The 24,905-nt window shown below is 67.7% G+C and carries 18 protein-coding genes; 8 read left to right on the top strand and 10 right to left on the bottom strand.

Annotation, left to right across the window (positions count from 1 at the left end; all coding sequences use genetic code 11):
• Positions 1-57: 57 nt before the first annotated feature.
• The 4 genes from YM304_RS19705 to YM304_RS19690 all read right to left on the bottom strand — a co-directional run bounded on the left by YM304_RS19705 (position 58) and on the right by YM304_RS19690 (position 6,288).
• A complete protein-coding gene (locus tag YM304_RS19705) occupies positions 58-1,617 on the bottom strand; it encodes a class I adenylate-forming enzyme family protein (RefSeq protein ID WP_015443493.1) in 1,560 nt (519 codons plus the stop codon).
• A gap of 172 nt (positions 1,618-1,789) precedes the next feature.
• Positions 1,790-3,274, bottom strand: a complete 1,485-nt coding sequence (locus tag YM304_RS19700) for an ABC transporter substrate-binding protein (RefSeq protein WP_015443492.1) — start codon at positions 3,272-3,274, stop codon at positions 1,790-1,792.
• 156 nt (positions 3,275-3,430) lie between these two features.
• The gene (locus YM304_RS23240) at positions 3,431-4,699 is read right to left on the bottom strand and encodes a TetR/AcrR family transcriptional regulator (protein WP_015443491.1); all 1,269 of its coding nucleotides are present in this window, start codon (positions 4,697-4,699) and stop codon (positions 3,431-3,433) included.
• 83 nt (positions 4,700-4,782) lie between these two features.
• Complete coding sequence (locus tag YM304_RS19690; protein ID WP_083908497.1) at positions 4,783-6,288, bottom strand: class I adenylate-forming enzyme family protein; 1,506 nt, start codon at positions 6,286-6,288, stop codon at positions 4,783-4,785.
• A gap of 44 nt (positions 6,289-6,332) precedes the next feature.
• Here YM304_RS19690 and YM304_RS19685 point away from each other — a divergent pair, with 44 nt between their 5' ends.
• Positions 6,333-7,382, top strand: a complete 1,050-nt coding sequence (locus YM304_RS19685; protein ID WP_015443489.1) for an LLM class F420-dependent oxidoreductase — start codon at positions 6,333-6,335, stop codon at positions 7,380-7,382.
• Between the two features lie 34 nt (positions 7,383-7,416).
• Here the strand turns inward: YM304_RS19685 and YM304_RS19680 are convergent, their stop codons facing one another.
• Entirely contained in the window at positions 7,417-9,693 is a 2,277-nt protein-coding gene (locus YM304_RS19680) for a heterodisulfide reductase-related iron-sulfur binding cluster (protein ID WP_015443488.1), read from the bottom strand.
• Positions 9,694-9,780: 87 nt separating this feature from the next.
• Positions 9,781-10,521 carry a hypothetical protein gene (locus YM304_RS23235; RefSeq protein WP_015443487.1) on the bottom strand — a complete coding sequence of 247 codons (741 nt, stop codon included), beginning with the start codon at positions 10,519-10,521 and terminating at the stop codon, positions 9,781-9,783.
• A 311-nt stretch (positions 10,522-10,832) separates the two neighbouring features.
• On the opposite strand from YM304_RS23235, the gene YM304_RS19670 reads away from it, so the two are divergent.
• Positions 10,833-12,692, top strand: a complete 1,860-nt coding sequence (locus YM304_RS19670; protein ID WP_083908496.1) for an aryl-sulfate sulfotransferase — start codon at positions 10,833-10,835, stop codon at positions 12,690-12,692.
• A 48-nt stretch (positions 12,693-12,740) separates the two neighbouring features.
• Here YM304_RS19670 and gpmI read toward each other — a convergent pair whose 3' ends face one another.
• Both gpmI and YM304_RS19660 read right to left on the bottom strand, forming a co-directional pair.
• Complete coding sequence (gene gpmI, locus YM304_RS19665; protein ID WP_015443485.1) at positions 12,741-14,393, bottom strand: 2,3-bisphosphoglycerate-independent phosphoglycerate mutase; 1,653 nt, start codon at positions 14,391-14,393, stop codon at positions 12,741-12,743.
• Positions 14,394-14,495: 102 nt separating this feature from the next.
• Positions 14,496-14,933 (bottom strand): FHA domain-containing protein, encoded by a 438-nt coding sequence (locus tag YM304_RS19660; protein WP_015443484.1) that lies wholly within the window; start codon positions 14,931-14,933, stop codon positions 14,496-14,498.
• Between the two features lie 119 nt (positions 14,934-15,052).
• On the opposite strand from YM304_RS19660, the gene YM304_RS25450 reads away from it, so the two are divergent.
• From YM304_RS25450 to YM304_RS19630, 6 genes are all read left to right on the top strand, one after another.
• Entirely contained in the window at positions 15,053-15,583 is a 531-nt protein-coding gene (locus tag YM304_RS25450) for a hypothetical protein (RefSeq protein ID WP_041298465.1), read from the top strand.
• Positions 15,580-15,990 carry a cytidine deaminase gene (gene cdd, locus YM304_RS25445; protein ID WP_015443482.1) on the top strand — a complete coding sequence of 137 codons (411 nt, stop codon included), beginning with the start codon at positions 15,580-15,582 and terminating at the stop codon, positions 15,988-15,990. The genes YM304_RS25450 and cdd overlap by 4 nt, the downstream gene beginning before the upstream one ends.
• Positions 15,991-16,203: 213 nt before the next feature.
• On the top strand, positions 16,204-18,060 hold the full coding sequence (dnaK, locus tag YM304_RS19645) for a molecular chaperone DnaK (RefSeq protein WP_015443481.1): 1,857 nt from the start codon (positions 16,204-16,206) through the stop codon (positions 18,058-18,060).
• A gap of 8 nt (positions 18,061-18,068) precedes the next feature.
• Positions 18,069-18,749, top strand: coding sequence for a nucleotide exchange factor GrpE (locus tag YM304_RS19640; RefSeq protein ID WP_015443480.1), 681 nt, complete (start codon positions 18,069-18,071; stop codon positions 18,747-18,749).
• Positions 18,750-18,907: 158 nt separating this feature from the next.
• Positions 18,908-20,038 (top strand): molecular chaperone DnaJ, encoded by a 1,131-nt coding sequence (gene dnaJ, locus YM304_RS19635; protein WP_015443479.1) that lies wholly within the window; start codon positions 18,908-18,910, stop codon positions 20,036-20,038.
• A gap of 7 nt (positions 20,039-20,045) precedes the next feature.
• Positions 20,046-20,456, top strand: a complete 411-nt coding sequence (locus YM304_RS19630) for a heat shock protein transcriptional repressor HspR (protein ID WP_015443478.1) — start codon at positions 20,046-20,048, stop codon at positions 20,454-20,456.
• A 46-nt stretch (positions 20,457-20,502) separates the two neighbouring features.
• Here YM304_RS19630 and YM304_RS19625 read toward each other — a convergent pair whose 3' ends face one another.
• Both YM304_RS19625 and YM304_RS25135 read right to left on the bottom strand, forming a co-directional pair.
• Complete coding sequence (locus YM304_RS19625) at positions 20,503-21,525, bottom strand: hypothetical protein (protein ID WP_015443477.1); 1,023 nt, start codon at positions 21,523-21,525, stop codon at positions 20,503-20,505.
• Positions 21,522-24,776: a type VII secretion protein EccC gene (locus tag YM304_RS25135; RefSeq protein ID WP_015443476.1), complete on the bottom strand. Its 3,255-nt coding sequence runs from the start codon at positions 24,774-24,776 to the stop codon at positions 21,522-21,524. The genes YM304_RS19625 and YM304_RS25135 overlap by 4 nt, the downstream gene beginning before the upstream one ends.
• Positions 24,777-24,905 lie beyond the last annotated feature (129 nt).

Here is a 24,905-nt window from a genome sequence, read left to right as displayed (position 1 = left end):
TCGGACCGCGACGATGACGATGGAGATGGTGCCGGCGGAGCTGCCGTGTGGCGCGAGTCAGCTCGACGTGCGGGCGGCGTAGCGCTCGCGCAACTCACGCTTCAGCACCTTGCCGGTGCCACCGATCGGGAGTTCGTCGACGAACTCGAGCGAACGTGGCTTCTTGTACGACGCCAGACGCTCGGCGCAGTGGTCGATCACCGCGGCCTCGGTCGCGTCAGACCCCGGTCGAAGGACCACCACCGCGTGGATGGCCTCTCCCCACTGAGGGTGCGGCACCCCGATGACCGCGCACTGCGCGACATCGGGGTGCGTGTACACCACGTTCTCGATCTCGCTCGAGAACACGTTGATCCCTCCCGTGATGATCACGTCCTTCTTGCGGTCGACGATGGTGATGAAGCCGTCGGCGTGGGTGACGGCGATGTCGCCCGTCTTGAACCAGCCGTCGACGCGCGACGCCGCGGTCTCGTCGTCCATGCGAAAGTAGCCGGGTGACACGGTGTCGCCTCGCAGTTGGAGTTCGCCCGACGTGGTGCCGTCGGTCGGAACCTCGGCGTCGTCGTCGCCGATCACGCGCGCTTGGATCAGCGGGTGCGGTTTGCCGGCCGACGCGACGCGTCGCGCCGCGGTGTCGGCATCGGTCTCGAGGTGTTCGGGGCGCAGCACCAGACCGCACGAGTACGTCTCGGCCATGCCGAAGAATGGGCGGAAGACGGCACTGCCGAACAGCCGCTCGGCTCGATCGATGAGCTCGGGTGGCACCGGTGAGCCGCCGGTGACGACGGCCCGCAGCGTGCTGAAGTCGTGGTCGGCGACCTCGGGATGATCGAGCACCATGCCGATCATCGTCGGTACGGCCGTGGTGTGCGTGACTCCGTACTCGGCGACGGCGGCGATGAACTCGCTGGGGTCGAAGCCGGCATGGATGATCGAGCGCCCGCCCTTCATCATCACAGGGTGGAGCTGCGCCGGGCCACCCGGATTGAAGAACATCGGGATGCACTGCAGGTTCGTGTCGCCGTCGCGGATGGGCATCTCGGCCATCCAGTTCAGCATCGCGGCGATCGCGTTGCGGTGCGTGAGGATCGTGCCCTTCGGAACGCCGGTCGTGCCGCTGGTCGCTCCGAGTTGGTAGATGTCGGTGTCGTCGAGGGTGACGTCCGGTGCGGCGCTGCTCGACGTCTCGACGAGTTCGTCGTAGTCGAGGGCGAAGCCGTGACCGTCGCCGACGCCGATCACGAAACGCAGCGACGGGAGTTCGTCGATGAAGCGGCGCGCCGTCTCGACCTGGTCGGCGCTGACGACGATGGCGGTCGGTTCGACGTACTGCAGGTACGACGCGAGTTCGCTCGGGGCGAGCCGGATGTTGGTCGCCGCGCCGATGATCCCGGACTTCGCCGTGGCGAAGAAGATCTCGATGTACTCGGCTCGGTTCGACGAGAAGACCGCCAAGCGATCGGTCTTCTCGAGCCCGAGGCCGAGGAGTGCGTTCGCGAACCGGGTCGACCGGTCGTCGACCTCGCGCCACGAGCGGGTGGTGGTGCCGGGAACGACGAGCGCGTCGGCGTCACCGAAGTACTGGGCATTTCGTCGAACGATGTCACCGATCAGCATGTTGGTCCTCGAGCTGCATTGTGGCCGGTCGGGCCGATGGGGGCCGTGCCGACCCGGCAGGTGGAACCCGGGTCGGCACGGAGACTGGATGAATGGATGTGGATGAACTGATGTCGATGGAGGTCCGAGCCTCGGCGTCGACGACGTGCCGACACCGAGGCTCGACGCTCGATCAGTTGGGTCGGAGTTCGGTGCCGGCGACGAGGCCGATGCCGTCGATCTCGGGCACGACCGGCACGAGGTTCTCGCCGTCCCAGCGCGAGATGCTGATGATGGAGCTGCACACCGACAGGTACGGGGCGGGTGCGCCGGCGCAGTTGAGCGGCGAGCCGCCGAAGGCCGACGCGCTTCCGTTGGTCGCGGCGAACGCATCGCTGATCGCCTGACCGGTCACTTCACCGTCGATCGTGTTGGCGATCTCCCAGATGTTCATCATGCCGGCGAAGCCCTGTGCAGCGAATCCCTTGAAGAGATCGCTGTCGGGCATGCCGTACTCGAGCCCCTTGGTCTGGTACGTCGTCACTTCGTCGCGGTGACGACCCTCCTCCAGACCGTCGGGTGAGACGAGGAGGCTGTTGGTGGTGCCGGTGAAGTAGATGCCCTCGGCGAGATCGCCGGCAGCTTCCATCGCGTCGAAGTCGGTGCACGAGCCGGAGAGTGCCATCGGGATCTTCTCGGGAGTCCAGCCGACACGGCCGAGTGCGTCGACGAGGTTCCAGCAGTCGGCACCCTGTGCGGAGAACATGATCACGTCGGGCTCGTAGGAGAAGATCTCCGTCGCGCGAGGCGTCAGGTCGGGTGTCGCCGGAACGATCGGGACGTCGATGAACTCGAGGTCGGGCTTCTCGCCGAACCGCTCGGAGCTTCCTTCGGTCACACCGGCGATGACGTCGAGGGGCTTGGCCTCGAGGTCGTTGAAGCAGAACACGCCAGGAGGTGTGTCGGCCCACGGCACGGCGACCTTGTTGACCTCGATCTCTTCGAGGTCTTCGATCTCATCGGTGATGAACTGCACGAGACCGGTGTGGGAACCGAGGCAACCACCGCCGGCGCCGATGGAGAAGACTCCCTCGGCGGTGAAGTCGGCGACGGTGACGGGGCGCAGCACGACGACCGGGATGTCGGAACCCTCGTAGATCGAGAGGTGGTTGCCGAAGAAGTTGATCGTCGACACGGCGACTTCGATCTCGTCGGCGGCGAGCTCGTTGGCGCATCGCTGCGAGTCGTCGGGCGACACGACCGAGTTGCACACGACGAGTTCGATCGGGCGACCGCCGAGGCCACCGAGTTCGGCGTTGATGTACTCGGCCGCCGCTTCGATGGCGGTGTTGAACTCGGGGAACGATCCGGCCGGATCGCCTTCGAGGTTCTGGATGCCGATACGGATCGGATCGCCGTCGGCCTCGCCGGACGGCGCCTCGGCCGCCGGTTCCTCGGTCTCGGTCTCGGGCTCGCTCTCGGCGGCGCTGTCGACGGGTGCCGTGTCGGGTGCTGGCTCGTCGGTCGTCTCGGTTGCTTCGGCCTCGGTGGTCGCGGGTTCGTCCGGTGTCGTCGAGGCGCCGGAGTCGTCGTCGCTACCGCAGGCAGCAACGAGTGCGAGCGTCACGACACACGCAGTGGCGCGTGCGGCGTGACGAAGATTTCGGACAGTGATCATGGTTCGACCCCCCAGGTCGTCGTGTGCACCGGTGCGGTGCGCAGTTGCTCGTCCCCACCGTCGAACGACGGCGGCGTCACGGCCTCTTCTTGTAAATGTGACACCACGTTACCATTCGCGATCGCGGGGCGCCGAGGCGGAGCGGAGCGGGGTGGGTCAGCTCAGTCCGCCGTTGTAGAGCTGAGCGAGCATGCCGCCGACATCGCGGTCGGTCACCCCGAGTTCGCGACCGAGCGCGACGCGTGCGTACGCGGAGCGCTCGTGGATCGAGCCGTAGAACTCGGTCATCAGCTGCACGTCGAGGTTCTTGGTGATCAGGCCGTTGCGTTGGCCGCGGCGCCAGACCTTGACCATCTGCGTCATCAAGATGTCGTGCAGGTCGATCCAGGCGCGCTCGTAGGTGCTGCCGGGAGTGTTCAGTTCGCTCCAGGCGAGGAAGACTCCGGCGCGGTCTCGATGCAGCTGCATGAATCCCTCGTACACCTCTTGCACCGGGTGGCGCCCCGCGGCATCGAGTTGGTACATGCGTCGTTCGACGAGTTCGTGCTCGGTCGCCGTGAGCAGATTGAGGAGCAGGTCTTCCTTGTCTTCGAAGTAGCGATAGATGGTGGCCGACGAGACCCCTGCGGCTTCGGCGATGTCGGCCACGGTCGCGGCGCGGAAGCCGAGTGTGGCGAAGACCTCGGTGGCCGCCTCGCGAATCCGGTCCCAGGTCTTCTGGCCGCGGCCGGATGCCGGCAGGACCTGGTTGTCGGAGACCGACCACGAGAAGTACGTGCGATCGAGTTGCACACCCGCGAGCACCGCCCGACTCGGCGACGCGTCGCCGATCGGGTCGTCGTACATGCCGTCGCGTACCAACTGCTCGATCTGACCGCCGACGTGGTCGGCGTCGCGCACTTCGAACCAGCCCGACGTCTCGGCGAGGGTGTAGTACTCGAGCCCGTCGACGATGATCGCCGCCGCCACCGTTCGGCTCGGCCCGACGAGGCGTGCCGGAAGCAGCTTGGCCATTCGTTGTTCCCACCCGTCACGGGCGAGCGACCACCGCTGGGTCTGCGGTTGGCGCGGCCGCAGTGTCTCCTGCGCCGAGCGCAGGAGTCCGCGATGAGCCCGGCCGAGCTCGATCCACGCGGAGCAGGCCGACGCGATCGACGCCGCGGTGTCGAGTGCGTGGTCGAGTCGGGCGCGGTGCTCGTCGAACAGGACGGCGAGGATGTCGTCTTTGCCGGTGAAGTGTCGGTAGAGCGAACCCGTCGTGAGCTCGGCGTCGGACGTGATGTCGGCGAGACGTGTCGCCTCGTATCCGTGCGATCGGTAGCGCTCCTCGGCGGCGCTCAGGAGCGCGCGTCGCGATCGCTCGCCGTGTGCCGTGGCTGCCGTGTGGCCGCGGCCGACATCGGGCTGGTCGTCGGCCTCAGCCATGCTCGCCGCCTGACGGGGATCGGGTGTCGGATTGCATCTCCATCGAGTGTGCCAGCCTCGTCGTTCGTGCCGCGTCTCGCGGCTCAGTGCTGTGCACGCAGCTCGGTCTTCAAGATCTTGCCGGTGGCGTTCTTCGGCAGCTCGTCGACGAACGAGAAGGTCCTCGGGACCTTGTACGACGCGAGTCGCTCGCGGGCGAACGCCGACAAGGCGTCGCCGTCGGCCTCGGCTCCGTCGTGCAGGACGACCACCGCGTGGACCCGCTCACCCCAGCGTTCGTCGGGAAGGCCGATGACCGCCGCTTCGAAGACCGCGTCGTGCGCGTACAGCACGTCTTCGACCTCGCGCGGATAGACGTTCTCCCCACCGCTGACCACCATGTCCTTCTTGCGGTCGGTGATGAAGATGTAGCCGTCGGCGTCGCGGTGGCCGAGGTCGCCGGTGTGCATCCAGCCGTTGCGGAGGGCGTCGGCCGACGCCTCCTCGTTGTTCCAGTAGCCCGACATGAGCGCCGGGCCGCGGGTGATGACCTCGCCGACCTCGCCGCGAGCGACTTCGGTGTCGGTGTCGTCGACCACCATCGTCTCGAAGCCCACGGCGTCGGTACCGCACGACGCGAGCCGCTCGGGGTGTCCCACCGGGTCGTGGTCGGCGGGCCGCAGGATGCTGCAGCCGGAGCTCTCGGTCATGCCGAAGAACTGCAGGAAGTCGCACTCCATCACGTCGATGGCCTGCGCGAGCACGTCGGGTGAGATCGACGACGCGCCGTAGAGCACCATCTCGACCGACGAGAAGTCGGCGCGCTCGATGCCCGGATGATTGAGCAACATGTTGATCATCGTTGGCACGAGCAGGATGTGCGTCGGTCGTTCGTTCTCGAGCAATTCGAAGAACTGGTTCGCGTCGAACTGGCGCATGAACAGGTTGGTCGAGCCGGTCGACGTGAAGCTGTATCCGAGGTTCGAGGCGATGTGGAACAGCGGCAGGCACTGCAGGAACACCGAGCCGGGAGGTGCGGCGACCTCGGCGACGAACGAGCACTGCCGCGCCCAGAGCGCGAGGTTGGTCAACACCGCACCCTTCGGCCGGCCCGTGGTGCCGCTCGTGTAGAGGATGGTGCACGGCGCCGATGCGTCGATCGCCGCGGCGGGCGTGCTGCCGGGTGGGCGGCCCGCAGCGAGCAGTTCCTCGTACGGCGTGCCGGTTCCCTCGTCGGTGAGGTGGTACTTGCGCGGCACGTCGAGGTTCGCCCCGACCTGCGCGAACTCGCTGCCGGTGATCAACGCTGCCGGCCGGCTGTCGTCGACGAGGTAGGCCAACTCGGCCTCGGCCAGTCGATAGTTCATCGGCACGAGGACGAAGCCGGCGCGCTGACAGGCCACCTGGATCTCGGTGTACTCGATCTCGTTGTACGCGAGGAGCGCCAACCGATCGCCGGGTCGGAGGCCCTCGTCGAGCAGCGCGGTCGCGAGGCGAGTGGCCCGCTCGTGGGTCTGCTCGAACGTGTGAGCGTGCGTTCCGTCGGTCACCGACCGGCGGGTCGCGAACCGTTTCGCCGCGTTCGTGAGCATGTCTGGTACCGATTGCATGGACGCTCCTTGCGTGAAGCCGCTGAGCGTGTAACGGTAACACGATGTCAGCTTCCCGTACGATCCGCAGCGACGACACGCGTGACGAGAGGTCCTCGTCTGCGCTCACCACCGGCGGCGTCGCACTCGGCGTCGCGCTCCCGTACTGGCTCGATCGCGCTCCCGGCGAAGCGCTGAGCGTGGCGCGTGCCGCCGACGCTCACGGATTCGGCGAGATCTGGATCGGCGAGATGGCGACGTTCGACGCGTTCGCGCTCGCCGGGGCGTTGGCCCGCGAGACCGCGAGCGCCAAGCTCGTCGTCGGCCCGCTCCCGGTCACCCTGCGAGATCCCGTCGCGCTCGCGATGGGCATCAGTTCGATCGCCGAGCTCGGAGGTCGGCCCTGCGACCTCTTCGTCGGTGCGTCATCTCCCACGGTGCTGGCCGACTGGCACGGTGTCGACACGCCCGCCACGCTCACGGCCTTCGGCGACACGTTCCACGCGCTGCGCAGCATCCTCAGTGGAGCGCGAACCGACTTCGATCTTCCGACCGCTCGCTCCTCGGGCTTTCGCCTGCGGTTGGCCGAGTCGTCGCCGGTGCAACTGGGTATGGCGGCCTTCGGGCCGCGCATGCTGTCGTTCGCGGCGGAGCACGCCGACCGCGTGGTGCTCGCGCACGTCACGCCCGAACAGGTCGCTCGCGTGCGACAGCAGCTCGACGATCAGGCGGCGACGTTCGGACGCGATCGGCCGATCCTCAGCGTGTGGATGGCGGCGGCGACCACCGACGAACAGACCCAGCAGGTGATGCGCGGCCTGGTCACTTACGTCGGCCAACGCGGCTACCGAGACATGTTCGACGAGGTCGGGTTCGGTGATCTCGTCGCGCTGGCCCGGTCGGGCGTCGGTCCGAAACGAGTGCTCGCGGAGATGCCCGTCGAACTGGTCGAGACCATCGCCGGCATCGGCGACGCCGACTCGATCGTCACGCGCATCGGTGCCTTCGGCGCGAGCGGTGCCGACCAGGTGTGCATCGTGCCCGCGACCGCAGGCGACGACACGGGTGCCGCCGTGCTGCACGCGGTGAGCGCCGCCGTCGCCGGCAACGCCTGACCGGGGCCGGGTTCGCGCGACGCCGTCGCGTTGATCAGCTTCCGGACGGGATGCCGGACTCGCCGTGCAGCAGCGGCGCTTCGCCGGCGTGGAAGGCGGCTTCGCCCTGCTCGAGTGCGTCGACGAGGTGGATGGCGATGTCGGCGACCTTGACCTGATCGTCTTCCACGCCGGCACCCTTCACGCCGTCGTCCATCATGATGTAGCAGAACGGGCAGGCCGTGGCCACGCGAGAGGCACCGGTCGACAGCGCCTCGTTGGCGCGTTCGTCGTTGACCTTGACGCCCGTGGTCTCTTCCATCCACATGCGAGCGCCACCGGCGCCACAGCACATGCCTTGCGTGCCGTTGCGCTGCATCTCGACGACCTCGACGCCCTTGATGGAGCCGACGACCTTGCGAGGTGCGACGTACACGTCGTTGTGGCGACCGAGGTAACACGAGTCGTGGTAGGTGATCCGCTCGTCGAGCGTTGCCTGACTCACGTCGAGCTGACCCGACTCGATGAGCTGCTCGAGCAGTTGCGTGTGGTGGATGACCTCGTAGTGGCCACCGACCTGCGGGTACTCGTTGAGCAGCGTGTTGAAGCAGTGCGGGCACTGCGTGATGATCTTCTTCACGCCCATGCCGTTGAGCATCTCGACGTTGGGCTGCGCGAGCATCTGGAACAGGTACTCGTTGCCCGAGCGGCGGGCGGAGTCGCCGGTGCACATCTCCGACGGGCCGAGGATGGCGACGTCGATGCCGGCGCGGCGCAACAAGTTGGCCATCGCCTGGGTGACCTTCTTGTTCTTGTCGTCGAACGAGCCGGCGCAACCGACCCAGTAGAGGTACTCCGACTCGAGCGAGTCGCCCGGGTCGACGATCTGCACGCCTTCGATGCCTTCGGCCCAGTCGGCGCGTTCGCCCTGGTTGAGGCCCCACGGGTTGCCCTGGTTCTCCATCGCCCGGTAGGCGTTGCCGAGTTCGGCGGGGAAGTTGGACTCCATCAGCGACAGGTAGCGACGCATGTCGAAGATCTTGTCGGTGATCTCGATGTTGACCGGGCAGATCTCGTCACACGCCTTGCAGGTGGTGCACGCCCAGAGTTCTTCGGGCGTGATGCGCTCGAACAGCGAGTTGGCGTTGACCGTGATCTCCTTGACGGTGCCGAGCGGCGGCGACACGGCCGGCGTGCCGGTGGCGGCCATGACCTCGCCCGACTTGAGGACGATCTCGCGCGGGTCGAGCGGCTTGCCGGTGGCGTGTGCCGGGCACACCGAGGTGCAGCGTCCGCACATGGTGCAGGCGTCGAGGTCGAGCAGTTGCTTCCAGGTGAAGTCTTCGACCACCGAAGCGCCGAAGCTCTCGAGCTCGGTCTCCATCAGGTTCGGCATCGGCCGCATCGCACCCTTCGGACGGTCTTTGTCCTTGAGGTACATGTTGAGCGGCGAGGTGAAGATGTGGCGCAGCATCGTGATCGGCAGGATCGCCAGGAACACGATGAAGCTCACGACGTGAGCGATCCACCACCACTGGTGCCACGTGTCGAGGCTCGACTGCGACCAGCCGTCGACCAGGTCGGCGAGCGGGTAGCCGATGAAGCTCCAGCGTTCGTACGAGGGGAGGCCCTCCTGTGCGATGCGGAACATCTCGGCACCGAATCCGGTGAGGCCGATGGCGAAGAACGTGCCGAGGATGACGGCGTGCTCGGGCTTCGACTTGATGCGGATGCGGTACGGACGCTGCACGTAGCGGCGCACGATCGCCCAGACGATGCCGCCCATGAAGATCAGACCCATGAGGTCGCCGAACGCGACGTAGCCGCGGTACACGTCGCCGTGGAGGAACTTGAGTTCTTCGGGCAGTTGGTGGTCGATCTCGAGCACGGTGGTCACGCCGAGGAGACCGAGGAACCCGAAGTAGATCATCGAGTGCATGAGGCCGGCACCGGCATCTCGCAGCAGGGTCTGCATGTAGACGCCGGCGCGGAAGTCCTTGAGGCGGGTCTTCGCATTCTTCGCCGTGGTGCGGCGCTTCGACGGGGCGCCGCGCTCCCAGTTCTTCATGCGGTGCGAGAACATGACCGCACCCCAGATGATCATGACGGGCATGACCGTGTAGAAGGCGATCTGCAGCGGTCCGGGGATGTTGCCGAACACCGTGCGGTGCACGGCGTTGTCGTTCTCCCAGCCGGTGATCTGCGGCAGGATGCCCGAGATCAGGGTGAACAACCCGACCGCGACGCCCAAGACGAGGGCGAGTTGGTGCGGCTTGACGCGTTGAGGTGCCTTCTCGGCGGCGTCGGATGAGGTGTCGACAGCAGTACTCATGCGAGCGCGAGGCTACTCGGCAGTAGGTCCGAGGAGCACAACCGCCGTCGGCGGATCATCGTCACGTCATGCGATTTCGTGTGTGGGTCAGGAGCGGAGGTGGGCGAGGCCGTGGAGGAAGAACTCGTTCGCTGCGTGCAGCGGGTTCTCGGCGGCGTCGAGTTCGCCGAAGCCCAGCACTGCGCCGAAGGGAGCGTTCCAGAAGTCGGGGTCGCCTGGCCGGTCGGCATCCCACGGGCCGACGTAGAGGTACGGCTCCTGGTGGAACTTGTCGCCGGCCGAAGCGCCGAGGTTGGTGCGCATGCCTGGCTTGCGAACCGCGTCGATCGCCACGTCGACGCCCACGTCGAAGTGCTCGGGCCAGAGCCGCACGATCGACGCCTGCGCGTCGGGGAGCGATGCGATCGCACCGTCCATCGCCTGCTGGCCGAGCTGATACCAGTCGGCGAGCACGGCCACCGCGACCGAGTCGACGATCAGCATCTCGTCGGGGTCGCCCAGGGTCGGCGTGTCGTGCCCGACGTTCAGTTCGGGGTCTGGCTCGAACCCGGCTGCCCGGCACAGCGCCCGGATCGACGATCCGGCGATCATCTCCACCTTCGTGGTGGCGGTGCCATCGGCCACCGACTCGACGAACAGCGAGCCGCCGACGACGCGTACGCGCGAACGATCCGGCCCGAACTGCGGCGTGCCGAAGCCGCCGGGCAACGGCATCAGCGCGAAGTGACCGGTCACCAACTGCTGTGCCTGCGCGACGACGTGCGTCGCGATGCGACGCAACGTGTCGCGCTGCGTCGGCCAGTCATCGGGAAGCGGCGCGAAGTTCATCCCCCGAACAGTACGCCGAGGCGCCACCTGCCCCCGCCAACCGCGCCATTCCCCCCCCCGCCAACCGCGCCATTCCCGCCCACCAACCGCGCCATTCCCGCCCGCCAACCCCGCATCGCACCGTCGAACCGGCCCGACCCCATCCGGTTTTGCCCCGCAGATCCGTCAGATCTGACGCATCGCCGGGGCAAAACGCTGCCTCCCCGGTTTTGCCCCGCAGATCCGTCACCGATGACGGATTGCGGGGGTAAAACGCGCAATGGCGTGGAGATGGCGCGGTGGGGGCGCTCGTGGCGGCCAGACTGTCAGACATGCGTTCACGCTCTGTTGCTCTCGCGGTGTCTGCCGCGCTCGTCGTCGCCGCTTGTTCTGGATCGGACGACGCGACCGAGGCTCCGTCCACCGACTCGGCGCCGACCGATTCTGTCGCGGAGGACGTCGACACGACCGACGAGCCTGCAGCCGACGAGCCTGCCGAGGAGGAGTCGACGACCACGGTCGATGCTGCGTCGACCGACGGCATCGCGGTGGTCGACGTCGAGGGCAGCGTCCATGCACCGCTCGCGGCGCTCGTCACGGTGCGCACCGACGACGAGACCCTGGTCGACGTGACGGCGACCTCGGGTGACCACGTCGTCGACGTGCCCCTCCCGGCGGCCACCTCGACCGAACACCAGATCCCGGTGATCGGCATGCGCGCCGACCAGACCTACGCACTCTCCGTCGACGTGCTCGATGCCGACGGCGCGTCGATCGGCGTCGTCGACGGACTGGAGTTCACCACCGACACGCTCCCGGGGTACTTCGGCGACCATCAGCTCACGATCGATGCCGAACGCGCTGCGCCCGGCTTCACGGTCATCGAGTTCGACACGCTCAGCCCCCGAGAGGGCGCCACGTCGAGCCAGCACCTCGTTGCGTACGACAACGACGGCGAGGTCGTCTGGTACTACGAGAACACCGGCGCGCTCGGCGGTTTCGAAGTCACGCCCGCCGGCACGTTCAACATCTTCTACTGGCCGTTCGGCACGCGTGAGGTCGACTTTCTCGGCAACGTCGTGGGCAACTGGCGGCCGCTCGCGAGCGGGGCCGACCCGAGCGTGATCACCAACGAGGAACTGTTCGAAGGCATCGACCCCGAACAGGTCGACTTCCAAGGTGGACTCGGCGCACTGGTCGGCAACCCCGGCGACGCCGAACCCGTTCCGGTCAGCGCCGAGTGGGTCGACCTCGCCACCATCCATCACGAGGCGTGGCCGATGCCCAACGGCAACACGCTCACCCTGTCGACCACGACGCACGAGTTGACCCCCGAGCAGCGCGAGGCGTTCTGCCCCGGCGACCCGGCGCCGTTCAACGCGATCAGCGACGTGGCCGTCGAGTTCACCCCCGACGGCACGGTCGTGCGCACGTGGGATCTCTGGGACGTCATCGACATCGATCAGTTCCCCGGCGGCGAGATGTGCGTGCCGGCCGGCATCTTCGCCGAGGAGAACGCCCGCGACTGGACGCACGCCAACAGCGCCATCTACGACCCTGAACGTGACGCGGTGATCATCTCGTCACGTCACACGAACCAGATCGTCGCCTTCGATCATCTCGACGACGAAGGTCCCCAGACACAGCTTCGCTGGATCCTCGGTGCCGGTTCCACGATGCCCCTCGACGGCGAGCCCACCACCTACCAGCACGCCGTCGAGGTCAACGTCGACGGCTCGCTCATCGTCTACGACAACGGCAACGACCGCCCGACGAACCAGTTGGCCACACCCGGAACACCGTCGTCGTGCACCTCGGTCGTGAGCTGTGCCAACGCGTACAGCCGGGCCGTCATCTACGACGTCGACGACTCCTCCGACGACCCGGCCGACTGGACGGCGACGCAGCGCTGGGAACACATCGACACCGAGGACAACGGCAACCTGGCCTACTCCGGATTCATCAGCGACGCCGACCAACTGTCGAACGGCAACGTGCTCATCACCCACGGCGGCATCGGCACCTTCCCGCCCGGACCGGAGGACCCGTTGCACATCCTCATCCGCGAGGTCGTCCCGGAAGGCGAGTCGGGCGGCGACATCGTGTGGGAACTCCAGTCGGAGCTCGGTTTCGTCACCTACCGCTCGGAGCGCATCGAGACGTTCTACAACGGTCCGGAGTGGGCGAACTGACCGCGACGTCAGCGTCGGACGGTTTGTCTCAGAGACAAACCGTCCGGGTCAGAACTGGACGAGCGACGGGTTGTAGTCGCTGGGCGCTTCGTAGCCGAGCAGGTTGAACACCGTCGACGCGACGTTGGCGAGGCCGTGGTCGGAACCGGCCGCCGCCTCGATCATGTGGTATTCGCCGTCGTAGTTCGGGTCGTGGATCGCGAACGGCACCGGTGAGAGCGTGTGACTCGTCTTCGGGTGCCGCACGCCGTCTTTGTCGACCGTGAACATGATGTCGGCGTTGCCGTGGTCGGCGGTGAACACGAGCACGCCGTCGAGTTCGTCGATCACCTCGACGAGTCGGGCCATGCACTCGTCGATGATCTCCATCGCCTCGACCGTGGCGTGCAGATGACCGGTGTGGCCGACCATGTCGCCGCTCGGGAAGTTGAGCCGGCCGAAGCGGTACTCGCCGGAGCGCAGCAGGTCGATGGTCTCGTCGGTGATCTCGCGCACTTTCATCGCCGGCGTCGTGTCGAACTCGACGTTGTCGGACGGGATCTCGATGTAGGTCTCGAGATGCTCGTCGATGTAGCCCGACTTGTTGCCGTTCCAGAAGTAGGTGACGTGGCCGAACTTCTGAGTCTCGGAGATCGCGAAGCTCTTGACGCCCTCGGCGCACAGGAACTGACCCATCGTGCGGTCGATCTCGGGCGGGGCGACGAGGAACTTCTTGGGGATGAACGCGTCGCCGTCGTACTGGAGCATCCCGGCGAAGAACACGTCGGGAGCCGGATCTCCGCTCGCGCTGGTGCGATCGAACACGTCGAAGTCGGGTTCTTCGAACGCTCGTGAGATCTCGATGGCGCGGTCGCCGCGGAAGTTGAAGAAGACCACGGCGTCGCCGTCGTGGATCATGCCGACCGGACCGGCACCGCGATCGACGACGAAGCGACCGAGGTACTGATCACCCGCATCGGACTCGGCGTACATGGTCTCGACCGCGTCGGCAGCCGACGCGAACGCTGGGCCTTCTCCGTGGGCGTGGCACATGTAGCCGTTTTCGACCATCTTCCAGTTCGCTTCGTACCGATCCATGGTGATGGTCATGCGACCGCCGCCCGACGCGATGCGATAGTTGCGGTTCGGGCCGGCGGCGTTGATCTCGGCGAGCACCGCTTCGGTCCGCTCGATGTAGGTCAGTGCCGAACGGGCCGCGACGTCGCGCCCGTCGTGAAGGATGTGCACGGCACAGCTCATGACGCCTTCGTCGGCAGCGCGACGCAGCAGGGCGTACAGGTGCTCGAGACTCGAGTGCACACCACCGTCGGAGTGGAGACCGATGAGGTGGAGCGTGCCGTTCCGGCCGTGCTCGATGGCCTCGGCCCACACGTCGGATTCGAAGATCGCTCCGGTCGTGATGGCCTTGTTCACGAGCTTGGCGCCCTGCGCGAAGATCCGACCGGCACCCAGCGCGTTGTGGCCGACCTCGGAGTTGCCCATGTCGTCGTCGGTGGGGAGTCCGACGGCCGGGCCGTGCGCGGCGAGTTCGGTGTACAACTCGGTCGCGTACAACGAGTCGAGGGTCGGCGTACTCGCTTCGGTGATGGCGTTCGAGGTACCGGGCGGGGCGACGCCGACGCCGTCGGCGACGACGACGAGGAGCGGGCCCGGTCGGCCCGAGAACGACGGGTGCGGTTGGAGCGACAGGTCGGAACTCACGACGCTCAGGTTACGGAGTGCACCCGCGCTGCGTCATCCGGTGTCTGACACCCGATGATGCGTCATCCGGTGTCAGACACCCGATGACGCAGGCCGGTTGGGTCACGCGTCGCGGCGGTAGCCGAGCTGGAACGAGCGCGAGCCGAGGTGTACCCGGTCGCCGATCGACAGGCGGGTCGCCCGCTTCGGAACCAGGGGCGACGCCGTGCCGGTCGATCCGTTGACGACCATCGTGCCGTTGGCGCTGCCGAGGTCGGTGACGTCGACGCCGTCGCGGTGGGTGCTGATGGCGAGATGGTGCCGCGACACCGCGCTCGTCTCGTCGACGATCAACAGGCCGCGTCGAGCGCCCGAGGTGACGTCGGGGTGGGTGGCCGGCTCGCGACCGAGCAGGAGATCGGCGACGAGCGCCAGGGTGCCGCCGTCGTCGAGGATCAAGACGTAGCCGCCGCCGTCGACCCGTTCGGCGTCGACGTCGATCGGGCGAACGCTGGCACCGCTGACGACGGTGGTGGGGACGGGAGCGGTGGACTTGCTCATCGAGCACAGTCTTGACGATCCCGTGCCAACCGGCGGTGATACTCGGCGCCGATCGAGCGTCATGCCGTACGGTGGAGACGTCCTCGGCGAGTCATCGTCCGAGCCGTCGAAGGAGTTCCATGAGCAACATTCCACCACCCGGCGGAGGCGAGAACCCGATGCAACCACCGCCCGACCCGTTCGCCGCGCCGGCGTCACCGCCCTCGATGCCGCAGCCTCCGACGGCTCCGGTCGGCTACCAGCCGTACCCCGTGGGTGGCGCGCACACCATGGCGCAGCCGGCCAAGTCGGGCAAGCTGCTCGCCGGTGGCATCGTCGCCGTCGTGCTGGCCGCCTTCACCATCCTGGTCGGGTTGGTGATCGCGTTGCTCGGCGACGCCATCAACGACATCGCCAGCGACTTCGGCAATGCGGTCGTGTTGATCGGGATGGTGGTCGCGGCGCTGGGCGGATTCGGCCTCGCCGCCGGCATCGGTGCGATCATGCGCCGCTCGTGGGGGCGCATCTGCTCGATCGTGTACGGATCGATCAACGGCGTCCTCGCCGTGTTGGGCCTCGCCAGCGAACCCGACGGCAGCAGCGTCGTGTATCTCGCGATGTCGGTCGCGATCGTCGTGCTCTGCGCACTCGGACCGGCGACGCGATCATGAGCGACGACTTCCGCGACCTGTTCGCCGCTGCCGCCGCGGTCCGCGAACGCTCACACAGTCCGTACTCGCGCTACCCGGTCGGGGCGGCGATTCGGACCACCGACGGCGTGGTGTTCGTCGGGTGCAACGTCGAGAACGCGTCGTATCCCGAGGGCACGTGTGCCGAGGCCGGAGCGATCGCCGCGATGGTCAGCGCCTCGGAGCACCCGCCGAAGATCGCCGAGATCGTCACCATGACCAGCGGCGAGACGCCGGGGACACCCTGCGGCGGCTGCAGGCAGCGCATCCGCGAGTTCGCCACGACCGACACCGTCATTCACGCGTGCACGGTCGACGGCGCGGTGCTCACGCTGTCGATGGACGAGTTGCTCCCCGCCTCCTTCGGCCCGGAACGCCTGCTGGAGTAGTGGTTTCCGCCGTCTCCTGAAACTTGAGTCGAACACACTCAAGTTTCCTCACTGTCGGGTTGCCGTTCTCGGGGGCGACCTCTATCTTGAGTGTCACTGATTCAAGATTTGACCCGCTTCCCCTGACCGTTCGTGAGTTCGGCCGGGGTCAGCAGTCCCCAAACAGTCCCGCAGCATCCCCTTCAGCATCCCCCCAGTATCAAGGAGCACATCATGGCCAAAGCAGTCGGAATCGACCTCGGAACCACCAACTCGGTCGTCTCGGTCCTCGAAGGTGGCGACCCGGTCGTCATCCCGAACTCCGAAGGCGCCCGCACGACCCCGTCGGTCGTCGCCTTCTCGAAGACCGGCGAAGTGCTGGTGGGAGAAGTCGCGAAGCGTCAGGCGATCACCAACCCCGACCGCACGTTCCGCAGCGTGAAGCGTCACATCGGTGAGAACTGGAAGTCGGAAGACGTCGACGGCAAGCAGTACACCGCGCAGGAGATCAGCGCCCGCACGCTGATGAAGCTCAAGCGCGACGCCGAGAGCTACCTCGGCGACACGGTCACCCAGGCCGTCATCACCGTTCCCGCTTACTTCGACGACGCGCAGCGCACCGCCACGAAGGAAGCCGGCACGATCGCCGGCCTCGAAGTGCTCCGCATCATCAACGAGCCGACCGCCGCGGCGCTCGCCTACGGACTCGAGAAGGGTTCCGAAGACGAGACCATCCTGGTGTTCGACCTCGGTGGCGGCACGTTCGACGTGTCGGTCCTCGAGATCGGCGACGGCGTGTTCGAAGTGAAGTCGACCCACGGCGACACCGAACTCGGTGGCGACGACTGGGACCAGCGCATCATCTCGTGGCTCGTCGATCAGTTCAAGGCGGCACACGGTGTCGACCTGAGCGCCGACCGCATGGCCGCACAGCGCCTGCAGGAAGCCGCCGAGAAGGCCAAGATCGAGCTCAGCCAGACGCAGAGCACGCAGATCAACCTGCCGTTCATCACCGCCACGGCCGACGGCCCGCTCCACCTCGACGAGTCGCTCTCGCGAGCCAAGTTCCAGGAGATGACCGCCGACCTCATCGAGCGCTGCCGTGTGCCGTTCGAGCAGGCCCTCAAAGACGCGGGCGTCGCCAAGGGCGACCTGCACCACGTGATCCTCGTGGGTGGCTCGACCCGTATGCCGGCCGTGACCGATCTGGTGCACGACCTCACCGGCAAGGAGCCGAACAAGACGGTCAACCCCGACGAAGTGGTCGCCATCGGTGCCGCCATCCAGGCCGGCGTGCTGCGCGGCGACGTCAAGGACGTGCTCCTGCTCGACGTCACCCCGCTGTCGCTGGGCATCGAGACCAAGGGCGGCGTCATGACGAAGCTCATCGAGCGCAACACCACCATCCCCACGAAGCGCAGCGAGGTCTTCACGACGGCCGAAGACAACCAGCCGTCGGTCGAGATCCACGTGCTCCAGGGCGAGCGTGACATGTCGCAGTACAACAAGACGCTCGGCAAGTTCCAGCTCGTCGACCTGCCGCCCGCACCTCGTGGCGTGCCGCAGATCGAAGTGGTGTTCGACATCGATGCCAACGGCATCGTGCACGTGTCGGCCAAGGACCGGGCCACCGACAAGACCCAGTCGATGACCATCACGGGCCAGTCGACCCTCGACAAGGACGACATCGAGCAGATGGTGAAAGACGCCGAGGCACACGCCGAGGAAGACAAGAAGCGTCGCGAAGAAGCCGAGGTTCGCAACAACGCCGACTCGCTGCTCTACCAGACCGAGAAGGTGCTCCGCGAACAGGGCGACAAGGTCACCGCCGAGGAGAAGGAAGCCGTCGAGCAGCCGCTCGCCGACCTCAAGACGGCGCTCGAAGGCAACGACAACGACGCCATCAAGACCGCGACCGAAACCCTCATGTCGGCCAGCCAGGAGTTCAGCCAGAAGCTCTACGAAGCTGCTGCCAAGGACTCCGGTGCTGCAGGTAGCTCCGCTTCGGGGCAGGACACCGCCGACGCCGGTGCCGGCTCGGTCGACGACGACGACATCGTCGACGCCGAAATCGTCGACGACGAGAACTGAGGCCGGCCATGGCAGACGACGCAGCCGGGCTTCCCGGCAACACGGGTCCTGGTGACAACTTCGACCCAGAGGTGCACGGCGTCGACGATGGCGAGTTCGCTTCCACCGGCTCGGGCGCCTCGCGCCCGGCCGACGGAAGCGGGGGCCAAGGCGTCGACGAAGACGGCACTCGCGCCAGCGAGGTCGACGACGTCACCGCCGGACTCGACCGTGACGATGTCGACGCAGCACTCGCTGCCGAGATCGACGGCATCGACGTCGACTTCTCCGATGTCGACGTTGCCGCCGTGCTCAGCGAACGCGACGAGTACAAGAACCTGGCCCAGCGCGTGCAGGCCGACTTCGACAACTTCCGCAAGCAGTCGGCCATCCGGGCGCAGCAGGAAGCCGACCGGGCGACCGGCCGGCTGGCCGAAGCGCTGCTCCCGGTGCTCGACGCCGCCGAGGCCGCTTTCCTCAACCATCCCGCCGAGATCGAGCCGCTGCTCAATCAGATGCTGGCCGAGTTGAAGAAGCACGGGTTGGAGACGCTCGACCTCGATGGTCAACCGTTCGACCCGGAAGTCGCCGAAGCGGTGGCCCACGAACCCGGTGACGGCGGAGAACCGATCGTCGCCGAAGTGCTGCGCAGCGGCTACCAGTGGAAGGGCAAGACCCTCCGCGCCGCCATGGTCAAGACGAAGGACTGAACCGATCAGCGTCGGTGGCATCGCTCCCGAGCGGTGTCACCGACCCTGGCCGACGCCGGGAGCCAGCGATCGAGGCTGGTGCTCCTCCGACCAGATTCAGCCGACGCAGTCGGCTGGTCGGAGGAGGAGACAAATCAGGAAGGAGGAGAGGAGTCGAGATGTCTGCACAACGTGAATGGCTCGAGAAGGACTACTACGAGACGCTCGGTGTCGCTTCGACGGCGACCGACAAAGAGATCAAGAAGGCGTACCGCAAACTCGCCGGTGACCTCCATCCCGACAAGAACCCCGGAAACGCCGCGGCCGAAGAGAAGTTCAAAGACGTGTCGGCCGCGTACGACGTGCTCGGCGACGAGGCCAAGCGCAAGGAGTACGACGAGGTCCGTGCGATGGGCCCGATGGGCGGCGGACCCGGAGGGTTCTCGTTCAACGTCGGCGACATGGCCGGCGACGGTGGCCTCGGCGACGTCCTCGGCTCCATGTTCGGGCGCGGCACCCGCGGCCCCACCCGCGGTCGTGGCGCCTCCTCCGCCGGCGTCGGCCCGCGTCGCGGTGCCGACATCACCGCGCAGCTCACCGTCGACTTCGCCGACGCGGTCACCGGTATCGAGACATCGCTGTTCCTCACGACCGACGCGCAGTGTTCGACGTGCGGCGGCTCGGGCGCCAAGCCGGGCACCAGCCCGAAGGTCTGCGGCAACTGCGGCGGGCGCGGCGTGGTCGACGACAACCAGGGCTTTTTCGCCATGTCGTCGCCCTGTCGCATCTGCCAGGGCAACGGGGTCATCATCGAGCACCCGTGCGACACCTGCCACGGCTCCGGCATCGAGAAGCGCCCTCGTGAAGTCAAGACGCGCATCCCGGCCGGCGTCAAAGACGGCCAGACCATCAAGCTCAAGGGGCGCGGCGCACCTGGACGCAATGGCGGTCCCAACGGCGATCTGCTCGTCGAACTCAAGGTCATGCCGCACCCTCGGTTCGGTCGTCGTGGCGACAACCTCACGGTCACCGTGCCGATCGAGTTCACGCAGGCTGCGCTCGGCGCCGACGTCGACGTGCCGACGCTCGACGGCTCGACCGTCAAGCTCCGGATCAAGCCCGGAACGCAGTCGGGCAGTCGCCATCGGGTGAAGAGCAAGGGCATCCACCGGACCACCCGACAGGGCACGGTCGACGGCGACCTCATCGTCACGGTCGAGGTGCGGGTGCCGACGGAGCTGAACGACGCGCAGCGCTCGGCGATCGAAGCGCTCGCCGAGGCCACTACGGTGGAGACGCAAGGGAGCTGACGCCGACATGACCAAACGAGCCACCACACGAGCCGTCTACGTGATCTCCGTCGCCGCCGAGCTGGCGGGCATGCACCCGCAGACGCTGCGCATCTACGAGCGACGTGGCCTCGTCACGCCCGCTCGGACCGAAGGCGGCAACCGCCGATACAGCGATGCCGACATCGCGCTGCTGCAACGCATCTCGGAGCTCACCAACGAAGGCATGAACCTCGAGGGCATCCGCCGCGTCATGCGGCTCGAAGACGAGAACGCCCGACTCCGCAGCGAACTCGAGAAGGCGCGCGAGATCGCGCTGCACGCAATCCGTGAGGCCGAACAGCGCCCGGCGCCGCGGTCGGGTGGATCCGACCTGGTGCCGCTGAAGCAGGCGGTGGCAGTCTTCGGGCAGCGCCCGTCGATCTTCGACGAGCGCTGAGCAGGCCGCCGCGACACGGCACTCACAGGGTTCAGACTCGCAGGGTTCAGCGGCGTGAGCGTCGCGGCCGGAACCGCGTGGTCATCCGCTTGACCGGGCCGATCGTCGGCGGCGCCGGCGGCTCGGGCAGGTCGACGAGGCGTTCGATGGCCCAGGGGCGATCGAACTGCTGCGCATCGATGCCGACCGGGAAGGTCATGTCGACGGGGCGCAACGAACCGGCGAGCCCTGCCGCGCCGATGGCCGCTCCCAGTGCGACGGCCTGTCGTTCGGGCGCTCGGATGTCGTGGACCGGAAACGCCGGGTAGGCCTCGCCGACGATGCCGAGTGACACCTGCTGGCTGCCGTGGCGTTCTTCGTGCTCGAGCAGCGAGGCGCGCGCATCGGCGCTGCGGCTCGACCGGATCAGCAGGTCGTTGAGCTGCGCCTCGTCGAGGAGATCCTCGAACCACACGACAGGGATCTCGACATCGCTGACGTCGAGATCGGGATGGGTGCGTCCGACGATGGAGGCGCCGGCAGCGGCCACGGGTACCCCGTTGGAGAACACGGCGTGATGCGCGTCGGCGTGGCCGACGAGGCGGCGGGCGTAGCTGGTCGAGCGAGGGAGCACCCGTCCGAGCGCCAGCGGGCTCGGCTCGACCGTGACGTCGACGAACCCTGCGCGTTCGGCGAGGTCTTCGAGTCGCCGAATGTCGGAGGCGTCCCAGCGGATGAGGAGCAGCCACCGGCGCGGACCGTCGTCGACCACCAGCGTCGAATCGATGCCGCGGCGGCGGTCGAGGGTGGCACGGGTCTCGTTGAGTTCGGGGCCCGAGCGGCCGGTGACGTCGATGCGCTGCAGCGTGGCCGTCGGCGGGAACACCGCGATCTTGGTCGGCTCGTTCGGTTCGCCGAGTTCGGCGCGCAGCAGTACCAATGAGTCGAGTGCCGCTCCGTCGTCGTACGACACGAAGGGCAGTTCGACGGCAGCGGCGACTCGACCGGCGACGTCGTGCCGGAGACGCACGGCGCGTACGAACGCGTCCGACACCTCGATGCCGACCCCGTCGCCGCGCGCGATGTTCATCCAGGCCGCCGTTCGTGGGCCGCGGCCGCTCGCGGTTCGGCGCCCATCTCGGGTGCCAGCCGTGCCACTTCGTGCTCGACGGAGTCGGGAGGCGTGGCGAGTTGCAGTCGTCGGTCGGCGTCGGCCGACCAGCATCGACCGGGGTGACGGTCGGCGGGTCCGGGTGCGGGCACACCGAGCCGAGTGCGGTCGCTCGCCTCCGACACGGTGCCGACCAGGCGATCGCCCGAGAGACGCACCAGCGGTCCGAGGTCGTCGACCCGGGTGGTGATGCACACGAGGTTGACGCCGAGGGCCGGGCCGTCGCTGCCGATCGTGGCGAGCGTTTCGAGCACGTCGTCGCGCTGGTCGTCGGGGAGCCAGCGGATGAGCCGTGCGAGGTCGCCGATCACGAGCAGCACCGCGGCCTCCTCGGCCAGTTCGCCGCTTCGTCGCATCTCGAGCAGTTCGGCGACGGTCGAGACGACCCGCTGCGCGGCGTGGTGTTCGTCGGTCGACACCGCGGCGACGGTGTGCGGCAGCGCGTCGTACGCGCGGCGTCGCTGCGGGAGCGGCTCGATCACGAAGACGCGCAGGTCGTCGGTCGAGAGCCGCGCCGCGATTCCGACGGCGAGCAGGTCGGCCAGTTGGGTCATGCCCGAACGGGGCGAACCGATGGCGAGCAGCGAACCGTGCGGACCCGGCGCCCACCAGTACGCCTCGTTGTCGGCCTGCTCGGGCCGGTCGAGGAGCCCGAGAGGAATGCCGTCGCCGTCGTGTGTGGCGAGCAGGCTGCCGAGGTCGACCGACGTGGGCAGTGGCGGCGGGAGCAGACCTCCTTCGGGGAGCCCGCTGCCGTCGTCGAGCGTGGTGGTCTCGGCGGCGATCCGCTGCGCGATCTGTTGCGTCGCCGGGTCGTACTGATCTGACGAAGCGGCACGCGGCGCGCTACGTCCGACCCGACGTTCGAGCGGGGTCATCGCTCGGCCGTGGACGCACGGTCGGATGAGCAGTGCGTTGGCGTCGAGGATCGGTGTCACGTCGAGTTCGCTCGGTCCACCCAGGCGGGTCGGGGCGACGAAGCGGACCTCGGCATGCTCGCTGGTGACCGTGCCTCGCGGTTCGTCGGCCGAGCCACCGACGTCGATCGTGATGCCGCAGCGGTTGCGGATCGAATCGGGGAGCGACGCGACCGGGTGTTCGGTCGTGATGAGGAGGTGCACGCGAGAGAGCGACTCGGCGAGTTCGAGCATGCCGGTGAGGAGGCTGTTGGGCACCACACGGTCGTCGCTGCCCGACGGCTGCGGCGTGGTGAAAGCGTCTTCGATCACCACGAGGACCTCGAGTCCCGGCTGCTGGGTGAGCACGTGCGCGACCCGGTGGACGAGGCGGGCCGGGTCGTCGGGGGTGGAACGGTCGACGTGTCCGGCGATGTGAGGGATCTCGCCGTGCCACGATGGACGCCGGGAGCCGACCGTGAGGACCGACAGTTGCTCGGTGCGGCGCACGGCGGTGGCGCCGAGGATGGCGGCGGCGACGAGCGTGTCGTGCGTTTCGCGGTCTGGCGCGCTCACCAGCGTGACCCTCGACTCGGCGAGGTCGACTCGCACGGGACGGCGTTCGGCGACCACCGAACCGATGCCGGCGGGACCGGACTGCTCGACGAGGCCGAGCGCCACGGTGAGGCCGTTCGCCTGCGCGTCGGTGGCGGCCTGGATGTCGATGAGTTCGGCGAGCGATGGCGGCGCGAACCGCGTCGGAATCTGCGGCGGGCGGGTGACGTCGAGGTCGTCGAGCGGTGCCAGCGATCGTGCGATCTCGGTGGCGAGCACCGGTTCGACGAACGCCGGGCGGATGTCGGAGACCTCTTCGGGGGACTGACCGATCCGCAGGTGCAACGTGGCGAGCGACCCGTAGAGCGACGTGCTGCCCAGGTCGTCGCCGGCGTCGGCGACCACGTCGACCGGCAGCCGTTCTTCGACGAGCGCCGAGCACATGCCCGGCGCCTCGTGCATGCCGCCGCACAAGGCGATGATTCGAAGGTGGGCCGGTGGGTCGACGAGCACGTTGCGCAGCGGCGAGTCGCGACGGCTCCAGAGGCTGATGTCGTCGAGGACGAGCAGCGTGGTCACGGCGGCCGCGGTGACGCTGCTCGGCGCCGTCCAGCGGTTCGGGGTGCCGTCGTCGGACGCAGCGGCCGCTTCGCGGCGTGCGCTGAACGCGTCGACCTGGGGGCGTCCGGTGATCGATGCTGCCCAGGTCTCGAGGTCGAGCCGTTCGGCGAACAGCGCCGGGGGAGCGCTCGGGTCGCCGTGTCGGAGGTGTGGCAGCCACTTCGCCCAGTCCCACTGACCGAGCCGTTCGGGCGTGGAGGCGATGACGATCTCGAGGTCGGATGGCCCGTACTGCGTGGCGGCTTCGACCAGCAGCGTCCGGGCGAGGCCGGCACCGAATCGGTCGGAACCGACGAGCGCCGCACCTCGATGCCGGAGGAAGTCGACGACGGCGACGGTGTGGTCGTCGGGCAGGATGCCGAACGGCAGCGTGTACGCGCCCGGATCGGTTCGGCGGCGCGCCCAGAGCCCTTGCCCGGCCGACGCCGCGCGGCGTTTCGCCGACACGGCCAGCAGTTCGGGGATGCCTGCGATGCGGGGTTGTCGCTGGAACGGGACGGCGCCTCGGTGGTCGGGGTCGGGGAGGGTGCGGCGCGGCGGAGCGAGTGCCGGGTTCTCCAACTCGAAGAGTCGACCGCCGACGCTCAGTCGACCGGATGTCCACGGCAGTTCGCGGTCGAACAACTTCTGGTCGAGCGTCGGCGTCATCACGCCGAGCGCACCACCCACGCGCGGTCCCGGGGTGACCTCGACCGAACCGTTGCGTTGGACGTCGATCTCGAAGGCCTCGGTCTCGACCGGTGCCTCGATCATCTCGGAGGCGTTGAGGCGCCGTCCGGGTCCGATCCGGAATCGACCCGACGACAACGAGCGGATCGACCCGGCACCGCGGCCCGTCAACTGCTGCAGGTTGACGCGGACGTCATCGGGCTTGGTGTCGTGCGGATCGGGGGCGTTGGCGTCGATGACCGATCCGACCATCAGGCCGAGCGAGGTGAGCGTCTGCGACGCGTTGACCGTGCGGTCGTCGACGCGGGCCACCGCCGGCGGTGCCTGACCGGTGACCGCGGTGATGAGGTCGCCGAGCGTGGTGGTGCCGGGTGCCGAGACGATGTCGATGTCGGCATCACCATGGGGAGTTCGCACCACGACGTCCATCGACTGAGAGACTACGAGGATCCGGGGTGCCATGGAGGCTCATGCGATGTTCGAGCACGGACGAGCAGAATTTCTCGAGAAATCGCTCAAGTCGGCGCGACGAGATGCCGATGGGAGGGACGTGGGGAT

The organism is Ilumatobacter coccineus YM16-304 (genome assembly GCF_000348785.1).
GTDB lineage: Bacteria > Actinomycetota > Acidimicrobiia > Acidimicrobiales > Ilumatobacteraceae > Ilumatobacter_A > Ilumatobacter_A coccineus.
Note: the sequence above shows the minus strand (reverse complement) of the source record. Positions and strands in the feature narration are given on the sequence as shown.

Bases quoted from the DNA above. Each gene is read 5' to 3' on its own strand.
- YM304_RS19705 (WP_015443493.1), bottom strand. From the start codon at position 1,617: ATGCTGATCGGTGACATCGTTCGACGAAATGCCCAGTACTTCGGTGAC.
- YM304_RS19700 (WP_015443492.1), bottom strand. From the start codon at position 3,274: ATGATCACTGTCCGAAATCTTCGTCACGCCGCACGCGCCACTGCGTGT.
- YM304_RS23240 (WP_015443491.1), bottom strand. From the start codon at position 4,699: ATGGCTGAGGCCGACGACCAGCCCGATGTCGGCCGCGGCCACACGGCA.
- YM304_RS19690 (WP_083908497.1), bottom strand. From the start codon at position 6,288: ATGCAATCGGTACCAGACATGCTCACGAACGCGGCGAAACGGTTCGCG.
- YM304_RS19685 (WP_015443489.1), top strand. From the start codon at position 6,333: ATGTCAGCTTCCCGTACGATCCGCAGCGACGACACGCGTGACGAGAGG.
- YM304_RS19680 (WP_015443488.1), bottom strand. From the start codon at position 9,693: ATGAGTACTGCTGTCGACACCTCATCCGACGCCGCCGAGAAGGCACCT.
- YM304_RS23235 (WP_015443487.1), bottom strand. From the start codon at position 10,521: ATGAACTTCGCGCCGCTTCCCGATGACTGGCCGACGCAGCGCGACACG.
- YM304_RS19670 (WP_083908496.1), top strand. From the start codon at position 10,833: ATGCGTTCACGCTCTGTTGCTCTCGCGGTGTCTGCCGCGCTCGTCGTC.
- YM304_RS19660 (WP_015443484.1), bottom strand. From the start codon at position 14,933: ATGAGCAAGTCCACCGCTCCCGTCCCCACCACCGTCGTCAGCGGTGCC.
- YM304_RS25450 (WP_041298465.1), top strand. From the start codon at position 15,053: ATGAGCAACATTCCACCACCCGGCGGAGGCGAGAACCCGATGCAACCA.
- cdd (WP_015443482.1), top strand. From the start codon at position 15,580: ATGAGCGACGACTTCCGCGACCTGTTCGCCGCTGCCGCCGCGGTCCGC.
- dnaK (WP_015443481.1), top strand. From the start codon at position 16,204: ATGGCCAAAGCAGTCGGAATCGACCTCGGAACCACCAACTCGGTCGTC.
- YM304_RS19640 (WP_015443480.1), top strand. From the start codon at position 18,069: ATGGCAGACGACGCAGCCGGGCTTCCCGGCAACACGGGTCCTGGTGAC.
- dnaJ (WP_015443479.1), top strand. From the start codon at position 18,908: ATGTCTGCACAACGTGAATGGCTCGAGAAGGACTACTACGAGACGCTC.
- YM304_RS19630 (WP_015443478.1), top strand. From the start codon at position 20,046: ATGACCAAACGAGCCACCACACGAGCCGTCTACGTGATCTCCGTCGCC.
- YM304_RS19625 (WP_015443477.1), bottom strand. From the start codon at position 21,525: ATGAACATCGCGCGCGGCGACGGGGTCGGCATCGAGGTGTCGGACGCG.
- YM304_RS25135 (WP_015443476.1), bottom strand. From the start codon at position 24,776: ATGGACGTCGTGGTGCGAACTCCCCATGGTGATGCCGACATCGACATC.